The sequence below is a fragment of the Cytobacillus solani genome (assembly GCF_001420595.1).
GTDB lineage: Bacteria > Bacillota > Bacilli > Bacillales > Cytobacillaceae > Cytobacillus > Cytobacillus solani.
Map to the genome: position 1 here is coordinate 1,247,238 of NZ_LJIX01000006.1, position 14,104 is coordinate 1,261,341.

The 14,104-nt window shown below is 37.8% G+C and carries 15 protein-coding genes; 13 read left to right on the forward strand and 2 right to left on the reverse strand.

Annotated elements, in window-relative coordinates; all coding sequences use genetic code 11:
• Positions 1-460 precede the first annotated feature (460 nt).
• On the forward strand, positions 461-1,576 hold the full coding sequence (locus AN957_RS07955; RefSeq protein ID WP_053475077.1) for a GAF domain-containing sensor histidine kinase: 1,116 nt from the start codon (positions 461-463) through the stop codon (positions 1,574-1,576).
• Between the two features lie 12 nt (positions 1,577-1,588).
• On the forward strand, positions 1,589-2,230 hold the full coding sequence (locus AN957_RS07960) for a response regulator (protein WP_053475078.1): 642 nt from the start codon (positions 1,589-1,591) through the stop codon (positions 2,228-2,230).
• 80 nt (positions 2,231-2,310) lie between these two features.
• Here AN957_RS07960 and AN957_RS07965 read toward each other — a convergent pair whose 3' ends face one another.
• Positions 2,311-2,562 carry a YhdB family protein gene (locus AN957_RS07965; RefSeq protein WP_053475079.1) on the reverse strand — a complete coding sequence of 84 codons (252 nt, stop codon included), beginning with the start codon at positions 2,560-2,562 and terminating at the stop codon, positions 2,311-2,313.
• Positions 2,563-2,749: 187 nt separating this feature from the next.
• On the opposite strand from AN957_RS07965, the gene AN957_RS07970 reads away from it, so the two are divergent.
• From AN957_RS07970 to galE, 8 genes are all read left to right on the forward strand, one after another.
• The gene (locus tag AN957_RS07970) at positions 2,750-3,070 is read left to right on the forward strand and encodes a DUF3889 domain-containing protein (RefSeq protein WP_053475080.1); all 321 of its coding nucleotides are present in this window, start codon (positions 2,750-2,752) and stop codon (positions 3,068-3,070) included.
• 83 nt (positions 3,071-3,153) lie between these two features.
• Complete coding sequence (locus tag AN957_RS07975) at positions 3,154-3,876, forward strand: response regulator transcription factor (protein WP_053477477.1); 723 nt, start codon at positions 3,154-3,156, stop codon at positions 3,874-3,876.
• Positions 3,873-5,225 carry a sensor histidine kinase gene (locus AN957_RS07980; protein WP_056683367.1) on the forward strand — a complete coding sequence of 451 codons (1,353 nt, stop codon included), beginning with the start codon at positions 3,873-3,875 and terminating at the stop codon, positions 5,223-5,225. Before AN957_RS07975 ends, AN957_RS07980 begins: the two co-directional genes overlap by 4 nt.
• 63 nt (positions 5,226-5,288) lie before the next feature.
• The gene (locus AN957_RS07985) at positions 5,289-5,855 is read left to right on the forward strand and encodes a PepSY domain-containing protein (RefSeq protein ID WP_053475082.1); all 567 of its coding nucleotides are present in this window, start codon (positions 5,289-5,291) and stop codon (positions 5,853-5,855) included.
• 100 nt (positions 5,856-5,955) lie between these two features.
• Positions 5,956-6,513: a PepSY domain-containing protein gene (locus tag AN957_RS07990; protein WP_053475083.1), complete on the forward strand. Its 558-nt coding sequence runs from the start codon at positions 5,956-5,958 to the stop codon at positions 6,511-6,513.
• A 90-nt stretch (positions 6,514-6,603) separates the two neighbouring features.
• Positions 6,604-7,521: a PucR family transcriptional regulator gene (locus AN957_RS07995; RefSeq protein ID WP_053475084.1), complete on the forward strand. Its 918-nt coding sequence runs from the start codon at positions 6,604-6,606 to the stop codon at positions 7,519-7,521.
• A 107-nt stretch (positions 7,522-7,628) separates the two neighbouring features.
• Positions 7,629-8,735: an ABC transporter ATP-binding protein gene (locus AN957_RS08000; RefSeq protein ID WP_053475085.1), complete on the forward strand. Its 1,107-nt coding sequence runs from the start codon at positions 7,629-7,631 to the stop codon at positions 8,733-8,735.
• 79 nt (positions 8,736-8,814) lie between these two features.
• The gene (gene galE / locus AN957_RS08005) at positions 8,815-9,786 is read left to right on the forward strand and encodes a UDP-glucose 4-epimerase GalE (protein ID WP_053475086.1); all 972 of its coding nucleotides are present in this window, start codon (positions 8,815-8,817) and stop codon (positions 9,784-9,786) included.
• A 59-nt stretch (positions 9,787-9,845) separates the two neighbouring features.
• On the opposite strand, the gene AN957_RS08010 is transcribed toward galE, so the two are convergent.
• Complete coding sequence (locus AN957_RS08010) at positions 9,846-10,703, reverse strand: AraC family transcriptional regulator (protein ID WP_053475087.1); 858 nt, start codon at positions 10,701-10,703, stop codon at positions 9,846-9,848.
• Positions 10,704-10,880: 177 nt separating this feature from the next.
• Here AN957_RS08010 and AN957_RS08015 point away from each other — a divergent pair, with 177 nt between their 5' ends.
• From AN957_RS08015 to AN957_RS08025, 3 genes are all read left to right on the forward strand, one after another.
• Positions 10,881-12,227, forward strand: a complete 1,347-nt coding sequence (locus AN957_RS08015) for a carbohydrate ABC transporter substrate-binding protein (RefSeq protein ID WP_231690115.1) — start codon at positions 10,881-10,883, stop codon at positions 12,225-12,227.
• 84 nt (positions 12,228-12,311) lie between these two features.
• Positions 12,312-13,202 carry a carbohydrate ABC transporter permease gene (locus tag AN957_RS08020; protein ID WP_053475088.1) on the forward strand — a complete coding sequence of 297 codons (891 nt, stop codon included), beginning with the start codon at positions 12,312-12,314 and terminating at the stop codon, positions 13,200-13,202.
• Positions 13,203-13,214: 12 nt separating this feature from the next.
• A complete protein-coding gene (locus tag AN957_RS08025; RefSeq protein WP_053475089.1) occupies positions 13,215-14,096 on the forward strand; it encodes a carbohydrate ABC transporter permease in 882 nt (293 codons plus the stop codon).
• Positions 14,097-14,104 lie beyond the last annotated feature (8 nt).

The window sequence follows — 14,104 nt, forward strand, 5'->3', positions numbered from 1 at the left end:
CACCGGGGAGGGGATCTCTTCGGTGTTTTTTTACAAGGCGCTTCTGCTTTTCGATATGTCTAGCTCCAGCGCCTATCGCCTAACAAACTTCAGGTCCCCTCCCTACGATAAGTCGACATCAATTCGCTATCGCTCATTTTGGCTCCTATATCTCCGCCGGGGAGGGGATCTCTTCGGTGTTTTTTTACAAGGCGCTTCTGCTTTTCGATATGTCTAGCTCCAGCGCCTATCGCCTAACAAACTTCAGGTCCCCTCCCTACGATAAGTCGACATCAATTCGCTATCGCTCATTGTGTCTCCTATATCTCAGTCGCGGCCCTTCCAGTTTGTACGGCGATGACCAAGGCGCTTCTGCTTTTCTTACAACTTTAGTCGTACGTAATCTCATTCTAATTTCTAACGAATGTTTATTTGAAAAGTATTATAATAGTGGGAGGAATTAGTTTTTGGAGGAGAAACGGTGGAAAAACGTCATTCTGAAATCCGAATATTAAAGGAAATTGCTGAATTATTGAATGAAGGCACAGAAGTGAAAGGAATATTATCAGAGGTTCTGGCAAAATTGCTTCATGTGACTGGCTTAACAAGCGGGTGGATTTTTCTAATCGAGCCTGATGGGAACTATGTGCTAGCAGCAAAAGAAAACCTTCCGCCTGCACTCTCGCGTAATGATTATAAACCGATGTGTTCAGGGGATTGCTGGTGTATAGATCGTTACAATAATGGCAGGCTTCATAAAGCCATCAATATTATTGAATGTAAAAGAATTGAAGCAGCCTTGCTAGAGAAAAGAAATGACACGAACGGCTTGACCCATCATGCAACTGTACCTTTACGGGCAGGCGATGAAAAATTTGGCATTCTTAATGTAGGTGCCCCAAATAAAACCCATTTTGAGCCAGAAGAGCTCGCTTTGCTGGAGTCAATTGCCTTTCAGATTGGTACGGCACTCAAACGGATTAAGCTGACCGAGGGTGAACAGGAAACAGCTCTCACGGCAGAAAGGAATCGGTTAGCGAGGGATCTTCATGATTCTGTTAATCAGCTGCTTTTTTCATTAAGCTTAACAGCTAGAGGCGGAGCTGAAATGGCTAAAGAAGCGGATACGAAGGAAACCTTTTTGTATATTCAAGATTTAGCACAGGAAGCTCTAAGTGAAATGAGAGCACTTATTTGGCAGCTTCGTCCACGTGGCTTGGAAAATGGGCTCACTAGCGCTTTAATCGGCTATGGAGAGATGCTTGGTCTCAAGCTGCAAACAGAAGTAAACGGAGTGATCTCCCTTCCAGGAAAAGTGGAGGAGGCACTATGGAGAATTGGTCAAGAAGCATTGGCCAATTGCAAAAAACATTCTGGTCAGACAAATGCTGATTTATGCCTTTCAATAGAAAGACATAAGGTAATTATGGTGATCTCTGATTGTGGCTCTGGATTTTATTATGATGGGAAGACGGGGAGAATTCCATCACTCGGTTTAAAAAGTATGAAGGACCGCACGGAAAGCTTGAATGGTATGTTTATACTGCAAAGCTCCCCGCAAAAAGGTACAAAAATTGTAATTACCATTCCAATATAAGGGGGTGTATGCATGGCTATTCGTGTTCTTATTGCTGATGATCATCATGTTGTAAGACGGGGATTAGTATTTTTTCTCAAAACACAGCCTAATATAGAAATTATTGGCGAGGCAAGAGATGGGAAAGAGGCAGTAGAAATGACAATGAAGCTCCTGCCGGATATTGTATTAATGGATTTAGAAATGCCAAATATGAACGGAATCGAAGCAACACGTGCAATAAAACAAGGTTGCCCAGATGTAAAAATAATGATGTTAACGAGCTTCTCTGACCAGGACCATGTGATTCCAGCCATTGAAGCAGGTGCTTCGGGCTTTCAGTTAAAGGATATTGAACCAGACGAGCTTGTACGGGCCATCATTCATTTGAAAAGTGGGGAAAGCCAATTGCATCCTAAGGCGACTTCCCACCTGCTTTCTCATTTAACATCGAATAAAAGTGAGGAAAGAAAGCCATTAGAGGGGTTAACTAAAAGAGAGATAGAAGTGCTGAAGGAAATCGCAAAAGGAAAAAGCAATAAAGAAATTGCAGCAGATTTATTCATTACTGAAAAAACAGTAAAAACCCACGTCTCAAATGTTCTTTCTAAGCTTGGCTTAGCCGATCGTACGCAGGCTGCACTTTTTGCTGTACGAAATGGTTTAACGAAATGATGTTAGAGAGCCGAAATGAGAAAAAACACGATCCCCGGTTGAATGGATCGTGTTTTTTATTGGTGGAATTCTTTTGATACTCAAGGAAGGATGGAAATAGTTTCTAGCTCGTCAGTTTCATTAAATTCATTCGCATGGTCGATGTATCTGAGTAAAGAATATAAATGTTTTTCCAGAACGGAGTAATCTTTTTCAAAATGATAAGCATGGAGGAAATGTTCAATTTTTTTTGAAAGAAATTGATCCTCCGTTCTTACCATCAAAATTAACAAATTGTCCCATTCTGATCGATGGGTGTAGAATAGAGCACGGTCATAATCCAACTTATTCATTTGTCCTTTCCTCCTCTTTCAGGAGTTGATTATAGTTTGCGGTTCTTTAGGAGGAAATTGCACTGTAAATGTTGGACATGTTGATTTGATGGGGTTTTCAAGTTTTACCTTGAATAATGTTTGAATGCATAATATTAAAAAAGTCGTGAAAAATAGGGGTAATCACAATTGCATTTGGAGGGATAGAATGAAGAGGCTCTTGTTTGTTTTTATAATTATTAGTTTATTTATGGGCGCATGGACCTTATCAGCTGCAGCTAGCGAAAAGCCAGATTATGAAAAATATGGAAGAATTGCAACAGCCGTTGTGAAAGAAGATTTCCCTGGTGAAGATGTAGTCGAATACCAATATACAGGCAGGCAAAAAGTATCCGCATCTGATGTGACAGATTCATTTACATTCCAAGTAAACGAAGCCGGGAAGCCGGTTACCTTAATTGTAAAAGTCACCCACAGTCTTGATAATAAAAGAACGCTTAGTTTAACTGTTGAGGAGAAGAGAGGGTAAAGCCACTCTTCTTCTTTTTTGTGTAACATTGCATGGTAAATAATGAATTTCCTTAAGATTTCTGCTACTCTTGTTTTAACATGATGGACGTAAGAGAAGGAGAGATTAAGTTGTCAAATGAGTCTATTTTAGTCGTTGAGGATGAAGAAAAGATTGCCAGGCTGCTGGAATTAGAGCTGGAATATGAGGGCTATCAAGTGACAAAGGCAATGGATGGATTGGATGCTTTGGCATTATATCGATCACAAAAATGGGATTTAATCTTATTGGATGTGATGCTTCCCGGATTAAGCGGAATTGAGCTATTGAGACGTATTCGTGCTCATGATTTGCATACGCCTGTTCTCTTATTAACTGCAAAAAGCTCGGTTGAGGATAAGGTATCTGGACTTGATCTTGGAGCGAATGATTATATGACAAAGCCATTCCAAATTGAGGAGCTTCTGGCTAGAATTCGCGCAGCCTTAAGATTTAAGGGAAAAGAGCAAATGGAAGAAGAAAGCGATTGGCTGACAATAGCTGATTTAAAATTGAATGAAAAAACAAGAGAAGTTATCAGAGGAGAAGATGCCATTGAGTTAACCCCAAGGGAATTTGATCTCCTCGTTTATTTCATGCATAACAAGCGGCAAGTGTTGAACCGTGATCAAATCATCGAAGCCGTGTGGGGATATGATTTTTTAGGCGATACAAATGTAGTTGATGTCTATATTCGCTACATTAGGAAAAAGATAGATACTTTAAATAAACCAACACTTATTCATACCATTCGCGGGGTTGGATATGTGTTAAAGGAAGCAAAATGAAACTGCGAAATAAGATTAATCTATATACCGCGGTACTATTTTCTGTTTTGTTGCTATTGATGAATCTGTCTATTTATTTTCTATTTAGTAATTTGATCCTTGAAAGTGAAACAAAGGGTGTGAAAGAAGAAACAGAAAAGATAGCAGAAGTGTTTAATCAATCAACAAAGATGGCTGAAGAAGGTGAATTTCTACGTGCCTATGTTCCTATTGATGGCATGATAAGAATTATAAAGCCGAATAGGCAAGGTACCCTGACAACTACCTCGCCAACTGAAATCGAATTAAGTAAAGAGGATGCCATTTATTATACCGGAGAAATAAGCAAAAGGATGATGATCAATCATCGGACATATGCTTTCGCCTCTATGCCAATCATTCTATCAGATGGCAATGTGGCAAATTTGCAAATAATGAAAAATATTGAAAGGGCCATTGAGAATTTAAAAATTCTTCGAATTGTCCTTATAACTGTCACACTAATTGCACTCATTCCTGTTTTTATATCAAGCCGTCTTCTAAGTGATTTATTGATCAAGCCTGTGACATCAATGATAAAAACAATGACGGAAATCAAGCAAAGTGGTCAATTTAAAAGGCTTCCTCTTGAAGGGAAATCAAAGGATGAACTTCATGAAATGGGCGAAACGTTTAATCATATGATTGACTTGCTGGAAACAAACTTCGAGAAACAAAAGCAATTTGTTTCCAATGCCTCACATGAGCTGAAAACACCTCTGACTGTTATTGAAAGCTATGCAAGCTTGTTAAAACGCAGGGGGATGCAGGAACCGGAGCTTTTTGCAGAGTCGATTGACGCCATTCATTCAGAAGCGATTCGGATGAGGGATATGACTGAGCAGCTTCTATTGCTTGCCAAACATAATGAACAATGGAATCTGCATATGTCAGAAGTAAATCTTAACGAGTTCCTTAAACAAACCCTTCATGCCTTTCAAAATGCCTATAATCGGAAAATTATATTTAATAATGAATTACAGCCGTCCCTTATGGTTGATACAGATGAACAAAAGCTAAAACAGCTGATGTATATTTTCCTTGATAATGCAAGGAAATATAGTGATAAGGCGATTACTGTTGCAGCAAGGATAAAGGATGGTCAAGTATTTATTCAAATGATTGATCAAGGGATTGGCATTCATAAGGATGAATTGCCGAAGGTGTTCGACCGTTTTTATCGAGTGGATAAGGCAAGAAATAGAAAGAGCGGGGGATCAGGTTTAGGGCTTTCACTGGCAAAGGAGCTTGGTGAGGTTCTGGACATTAAGATTGATCTTGAAAGTAAAGAAGGCATCGGTACGACAGTCACACTTTATTTACAATTTTAGGCGGTTTCTCAGCAAATTCTCATTATTATGTAAGAAAATATAGGTGTAAAGTGAGGTGTAATAATGAGAAAAAAGCTTTGGCTCTGGATTGCAGGTAGTGTTGTCCTGCTTGCATTCCTTTTTATAGGATTACAGCAATGGGGAAGAGTAACCACTTCGGCCGACTCTATGTCCCAAGAGGAGGCAGCAGATCTTGTTGAAAAAAGATACAAAGGTGATATCACAAAAATAGTACAAAACAAAGACGAATATATCATTGAAATGGATAGAAATCAGATGATCTATGAAATAAAACTAAATGCTTCAAATGGGGAAGTCCTGTCTTTTTCGAAAATCGGCAGCAGGAAGAAGGAGAATGAAAAAGAACCATCAGAGGGAAAATCTGATCAAGAGATTCAACAAGATTTAGAAAAAGATGGGGAGCAGCAAACACCGCAGCTTTTAAGTGAATCAGATGCGAAGGAAATAGCCTTGAAGAAGGTGGAAGGAATCGTAGATGATATCGATTTGGAATCCTCTGGAGATCTTACTTACTACCTTGTGGAAATCGAGACGGCTGATGACAGGGAAGCGGTTGTTGAAATACATGCAACAACAGGAAAGATCCTCTCGGTTTCATGGGATGATTAAGCGTTTCTCATCAAATTCTAATCTTCCTTTCCATTTCCTCTAATATTTGCGGGGTATATTGTAGATGTAGCAAAGAAAGAGGAAATGAAGGAGGAAATGAATGATGAAAAATAAACTATTCATAAGCGGAATTGCGGCAGCATTGCTTGTAGGAGGTACTGTTGCAGTAAGTGCAGCTAAAAAAGAACCAATGGTTAATGAAGGGAAAATGATTACTGCTCAGGATGCAGAAAAAATAGCGTTAACAAAAGCAGAAGGCAAGGTTGAAAGCGTAGAGCTAGAAAATCGATTCGGACAGCGTTATTTTGATGTGGATATTGAAAATGGAAAGATCGATTATGATATTCATATCGATGCATACAGCGGGGATGTTCTAAAAGTGAAAGAACAAATGGATATGGATGATGATTGGGATGATGACTGGGATGATGACAATTTTGATGAGAAAATAAATACATCAAACAAAAATCTCCTCTCATCTGAGAAAGCCATCGAAATTGCAGAAAAAACAGTGAATGGCAAAGTAACTGAAATGGACAAAGATGAAGATGATGGCAGAATGATTTACGAATTTGAGCTGAAGACAATCAAAGGAAAAGTAGATCTTGAGCTGGATGCAATCACTGGAAATGTATTGAATGTGGAATATGATGATTAATGATAGATGAAGCAGGAGACATGAGAGCTCCTGCTTTTTCTATTTTTATTATAAAATAGAATCAAACAATATAAATAAAGTAGGGATAACATGCTTGAGAAACTAAAAAGGTATTTTCAAACAGCCTATACGGAACAATTTAATCCAAATGATAAAAATAGAAATTGGTTTCAAACGGATGATGGCCATAAATTTGGAATAAGTAAAACGGCCCTTACCGATGATGAATTAAACCTATTAAATCATTTATTTACTTCCATTGATTATCATGAAGATAGAATATATAACTCTCGCATAAAACAAGAATGGCATACATTTTTATATGAACATACAAACGATCTCCCCATTTTAAGCGGAGTCGGGACTGTACGATTTTTTTATTTTTTTCTTAAGACCCCGCTCGAAGATCCAAATAGCTTTGAAGAAGCAATTATCGGAGGATTTGGTCAGCCCATTTTATTTTGGCAAAGCCGTACACATGGATTCATTATTGATCAAAAACCTCAAGAAGCTTTCACTAAAATCGAATTTAATCAATTAATTAATACATTAACAAGTGACTTTTTTGTTGAAATTCACGGTTATATCGGTCAATTGAATAAATTCGATCATTCATTAAAAGAAAAGTTCTCTTACGAATATCAGTGTATAGAGGCCATTCATCAGGGCGCTCATCAAGAAAAAGTAATGAATTTTTATGAAGGATTTCCATTATTACTCATTGAATCACCTTCACTAGCAGATCCACGCATTTTATCGGATTATTTGATTGAGAGTGTTCAGGAACAGGAAATGCTTCATACCCTTCAAGTGTTTTTTCGAAATAATTTAAATGCTTCATTAACAGCAAAAAAGCTGTATATTCACCGAAATAGTCTTCAGTACCGATTGGATAAGTTTATTGAAAAAACAGGAATTGATATTCGTTCTTTTTCAAATGCCACCTTTGTAACGCTTGCAATCTTATTGATAAATAAGAAAAATTCTTTGATTGTACATGATGCCTAATTGCAATTCTGAATATTTTGTGCAGTTTGCATATTTACATCCTTCATCAATGATTATTAAACTATAAACAATATTGATACCATACAACAAAAATGAGGGGGAGAAAAATGGCTGAATTAAAACTAGAGCATATTTATAAAAAATATGACAATAAGGTAACAGCAGTAAAAGACTTTAATCTTGATATTGAGGATAAGGAATTTATTGTTTTTGTTGGCCCCTCTGGATGTGGCAAATCAACAACTTTACGAATGATTGCAGGATTAGAGGAAATTTCTGAAGGGGCTCTTCTCATTAATGGAGTGCGGATGAATGATGTTCCCCCAAAGGACAGAGATATCGCAATGGTATTCCAAAACTATGCCCTTTATCCGCATATGACTGTATATGATAATATGGCATTTGGACTTAAGCTTCGCAAATTTCCTAAGGCTGAAATTAATAGCCGTGTAAATGAGGCTGCACGTATACTGGGTCTTGAAGAGTATTTAAACCGTAAACCTAAAGCTCTATCTGGCGGGCAGCGTCAACGGGTTGCATTGGGACGTGCCATTGTCCGTGATGCAAAGGTCTTTTTAATGGATGAGCCATTATCAAATTTAGATGCAAAGCTGAGAGTACAGATGCGAGCCGAGATTACAAAGCTTCATCATCGTTTACAAACAACAACAATATATGTTACTCATGATCAAACAGAGGCTATGACAATGGCATCTAGGCTTGTTGTTATGAAAGATGGAATTATTCAACAAGTGGGTACACCTAAAGAAGTTTACGAGACACCTGAAAATGCTTTTGTAGGCGGTTTTATTGGTTCTCCTGCTATGAACTTCTTTAAAGGAACTCTTTCAGATGGGAAAATAAATATTGGGAAGGTTTCAATCGCTATTCCAGAAGGGAAAATGAAATATTTACGTGAACAAGGGTATATAAATAAAGAAATAATGATGGGCATTCGTCCAGAGGACCTACATGATGAGCAAATTTTCATTGAGGCTTCTCAAGCTTCTAGAATTGATGCAAAAATAGAAGTGGCTGAATTAATGGGAGCAGAAACAATGTTATATTCCCAATTGGAGGGCCAGCAATTTATTGCTCGTATCGATTCTCGCACGGAAGTGAAAACAGGTCAAATGATCACATTAGCATTAGACATGAACAAGGCTCACTTCTTTGATATGGAAACCGACTATCGTATTCGTCCGGAGAAATAGATAAGAAACAAAAAACAATAGATTACGGAAATCTATTATTACACAAGGTCAAAGAAATTGTAGCTGAGGAGAGATAATCTTGATTCTTGTTGTTGGCGGTGCTGGCTATATAGGCAGTCATCTAGTTAAGGAACTTGTAGAAAACGAAGATGTCATTGTTCTTGATAATCTATCAACAGGGCATCGAGAAGCAGTGGATTCCCGTGCCATATTTGTTGAAGGTGATCTTGGAAACGAAGAAGTGCTGCAAATGATCTTCAAAAGCTACCCTATCAAAGCCGTTATGCACTTTGCAGCTTATAGTTTAGTTGGCGAATCCGTACTTGATCCGCTCAAATACTACGAAAATAATGTGGCTTCTACATTAAAACTATTAAAAGTAATGCTGAATAATAAAGTGGAAAACTTTATTTTCTCATCTACAGCAGCCGTTTATGGAATTCCGGCTGTTGAAATCATAGACGAAAAAACAGCGGCATCTCCAATTAATCCTTATGGGCATTCTAAATTATTGATTGAACAGATGTTGGCAGATTTTAAAGCCGCGTACGGATTAAATTATGTTATTTTGCGATATTTTAATGCAGCAGGTGCTCACGAGTCTGCTAAGATTGGCGAGAGCCATCATCCTGAGACACATTTAATTCCAATCATTCTTCAACAGCTATTAGGCCAACGAGAGAAAGTTTCCATTTTTGGTTCTGATTATGAAACACCAGATGGAACGTGTATTCGTGATTATATTCATGTAAATGATTTAGCTAGTGCACATATTCTTGCACTTAAAGCCTTATTATCAAAGGAAAAATCAGCAGAAGTTTATAATCTTGGCAATGGGCAAGGTTTTTCTGTAAAAGAAGTGATTGAGACATGTGAAAAGATAACAGGGCTAAAAGTACATGCCGAAATCGCCGACCGCCGAGCCGGTGATCCAGCAAGACTTGTAGCCTCTGCTCAAAAGATCTTTTCAGAGCTTGAATGGAGGGCAGAACGGGATTTAGAACAAATCATTTCTGATGCATGGAGATGGCATCAAAATCAATTATATTAAGCAATCACCCTTGTTTACAAAAGTAAACAAGGGTCTATTTTTAATAGAATATGTTTTTTCTATTGCCTTATGATTCTCCTTTTATTTTTTTTCGCGTTTTTTGACTTTCTGTATTGTGAAGGAGATAGATTTGTCTCACGTTTAAAGGACTGTGCAAAGAAGGATTGGGACGAAAAACCGGTTATGGTTGAAATATTGGAAATTGGATAATTGGTGGTTTCCAACAATATTTTGCTTTCTCTGATGCGGGTTTGAATTAAGTATTCAATTGGAGAAACACCGACAATTTTCTTGAAGGAATGAGCTAGATAGTATTTATTAATATGACTGGCTTTTGCTAAAGTATCTAGATTAATATTTTCGCGAAAATGCTGCTTAATGTAGTTTTTGATAAATGCAATATCTTTATTGATTTTTTGGGCGGAGGTTTTCTCTAAGTTGAAGGCTTTTTTTCTCATCATTTTTAGCAGCAAAATTTCTAACATATCTTGTATGACCAATTCATAATCTTCTTTTTGATTCTCCACTTCTTCTATCAATTGCTGGAGGTAAAAGAGATAGATTTCCTGTTCTTTTTTGTAATTGTAAATCGTAACCTGACCCGGATGATCTGGAGAAGAAAAGGCAAGACCTTGGATACCAAGTGCAATATATTCGAGCGGGTAATCGTCACAAGACTTTTCTGTGTGTTCGATATTTGGATTGATGATAATTAAATCATGCTCTTTAACGGGAATCTCTTCATTAGAAAATATAAATGTTCCTTTTCCCTTGGTTATATATAGCAGCTCTGTAAAATGATGCGTATGGTTTGTGCTATGCCAATCTTTGTCATATTTTGATTTTGTTACATAAAGAAGCTTAACTGGAAGATGGCTTCTTCGTGATTGTGGTACAGCATATATATCATTGGACAAGGTGACTCCCTCCCCTAAACGAATTTATTATTCATATTATAAGGATATTAGTAAATTATTACAATGGAAAGCAAGATACCTAAAAAACTGAACAAGATGTTTATTGTGGAAGCGCTTTTATCTTTCGTATACTTTACCTATAAAGTAAAGGGAAAAAGGGGGAGGATTATTATGAAGTTGAAAAAGAAGCTTTGGTTAACTGGAATGACAGCGTTATTATCTTTTAGTTTAATAGCTTGTCAGAGTAATGAAACAGCAAAAGTTGATGAATCTGGCAGTGGAAAAGACTCCGGTGAAAAACAAACCTTACATGTTGCAGCACTTGAATCAGCTTATGGGAAGGATATGTGGACGAAGGTCATTGATGCCTATGAAGCTGCAAATCCAAATGTTGATGTGGAATTGACTGTGGATAAAAATCTTGAAGATGTGATCAGTCCAAATATGAAAGCTGGAAACTATCCAGATGTTGTTTTATTGGCAACTGGAAGAAAACTGGCATTGACTGAAACATTAATTAAAGACCAAGCATTAGAGGATATTACCGATGTTTTGGATATGAACGTGTATGGGGAAGACGTGAAAGTCAAGGATAAGTTAGTCCCGGGCTTCACTGATACTCTTGCAACAAACCCTTATAATGACGGAAAAATGTACTTGTCTCCGATGTTCTACAGTCCAACCGGATTGTTCTACAATGCTGGATTGTTGAAAGAAAAAGGCTGGGAATTGCCGAAGACTTGGGATGAAATGTGGGCATTAGGTGATCAAGCAAAAGCAGAGGGAATTTCCTTATTCACTTACCCTACTACAGGTTACTTTGATGCATTTATGTATTCACTATTACTAGAAGCTGGCGGACCTGACTTCTACAATAAAGCAATGACATATGAAGATGGCATTTGGGAATCACCAGAAGCAACACAGGTATTTGAAATTATTGGAAAATTAGCAAAATATACAGCTCCAACAACTGTTGCCAATGCTAATGATAAAGACTATACGAAAAACCAACAATTAATTCTTGATAACAAGGCACTATTTATGCCGAATGGGACGTGGGTAGTTGGCGAAATGGGAGAAGCCCCAAGAGCAGATGGCTTTGAATGGGGAATGACAGCTTTACCAGCTATTGAAGACAATGGCGCCCGTTACGCTTTTACATTCTTTGAACAGTTGTGGATCCCTTCTGCTGCCAAAAATAAACAGACAGCTAAGGAATTTATAACATATGTGTATTCAGATGAGGCAGCAGGTATCTTTGCAGAATCAGGTGCGATTCAGCCAATCGAAGGCATTTCCGAGAAATTGTCAGGAGATAGTAAACTCTTCTATAGTATTTATGATTCGGGAGCTAAAGCAGGAATGGGCGGATTTGCTGCTACAGAGGCTGTTGAAGGAGTCAGTATGGCAGATACGTTATTTGGAACAATTGATAGTATTGTTTCTGGTGATAAAAAGGTAAAAGATTGGCAGAAATCCGTTGAAAAAGTGAGTGACCAAATGCGTGCTGCTTTAAAATAACTAGTACTAGTTTTATAGTTTTCACTACGTATAACGGTGAGTAACCTTTCTCACCGTTATATTTATTAGCCCGAGGTGAAGGAAATGAATAAAAAAAAGGAAAAAAGGATATTTATCTTCATTTGTACTGCCCCCGCATTGATTTTATTTGCGATTTTTATGATTGTACCTACAGTTGAGGTATTTAGGATGTCCTTATATAAGTGGGGCGGATTTACTAATGAAAAAGTATTTGTCGGTCTTAATAACTTCAAAATCCTATGGAATGATATGAACTTCTTTCGATCTCTCCAAAACAGTATTGTCTTGATTGTTATTGTCACACTCATCACTATGGTGATAGCCATCTTGTTTGCCACTTTATTAACGAGAGAGAAGCTGAAAGGAAACAGCTTTTTCAGAGTGATCTTCTACATTCCTAATATCCTGTCCATTGTGGTTATTGCAGGAATTTTTTCTGCGGTTTATGATCCGACAACAGGTTTGTTGAATAATATGCTGGCTTTATTTAATCTCGAAAACCTTCAAAAAATGTGGCTCGGCGATCAGAAAATTGCTATCTACAGCATCGGTGGTGCGCTTGTCTGGCAGGCGATTGGCTATTATATGGTCATGTATATGTCTAGTATAGCAAGCATTCCAGAAAGCTTTTATGAAGCATCTGCTTTGGAAGGTGCTGGTCGAGTCCGACAATTTTTCAGCATTACGTTACCGTTAATTTGGAACAACATTCGAACAACACTTACTTTCTTTATTATTAGTACGATTAATTTAAGTTTTCTTCTAGTCCAAGCGATGACAGGCGGCGGACCTGATGGATCGACAGAAGTATTTTTAAGCTATATGTATAAGCAGGCATATACGAATTCTTCTTATGGATATGGAATGGCAATCGGCGTGGTCATTTTCTTATTCTCATTCCTATTATCTGCAATTATCAGCCATATTACCAAACGGGAAGTGCTGGAGTATTAAGGGGGGATAAACATGAAAAAACAAAAGGGAATGAGTGCGGAAACAGCATATCGTTTGTTTATCTACGTCGCTTTGATTACATTAGCCATTTCAATCATAATCCCTGTTGCATGGGTTTTCTTAGCCTCGGTGAAGGAAAATTCGGAGTTCTATGGCAGCCCTTGGGCCATGCCTAAAGGTTTCTACTTCCAAAACTTCATTGATGCGCTGGAAAAGGCAAACATGGGTACATACATGTTTAATTCCATTTTTGTGACTGCTTTGGCACTGCTGATTTTATTGATTGTCGCTTTGCCGGCAGCCTATGTATTAGCAAGATATACCTTTAAAGGCAGCCGATTCATGAATTCATTGTTCAAAGCAGGGTTATTTATCAATGTGAACTATATTGTTGTTCCGATTTTTTTAATGCTATTGAATGGGGATACGTTTTTCCGCAGCCAATTTGGAGATAGTTTCTTGTTGGATAATCTATTTATACTTGCTGTCGTTTATGCAGCGACCGCACTGCCATTTACTATTTATTTACTTTCCAGCTATTTTCAATCACTGCCATCCACATATGAGGAAGCTGCATTTGTCGATGGGGCAGGTTATTTCAAGACAATGGTTAAAATTATGCTGCCAATGGCTCGACCGAGCATTATTGCCATTATTTTATTTAACTTTCTTGCCTTTTGGAATGAATACATCATTGCACTTACATTAATACCCGGTCCGAACAAGACCTTGCCTGTTGGGCTTATGAATTTAATGGCGGCACAGAAGTCTGCTGCCAATTATGGCCAAATGTATGCGGGAATGGTTCTCGTTATGCTGCCGACCTTGATTTTATATATCATCGTACAAAAAAAATTGACACAAGGGATGACCCTTGGCGGATTAAAGGACTAGGAGGCATA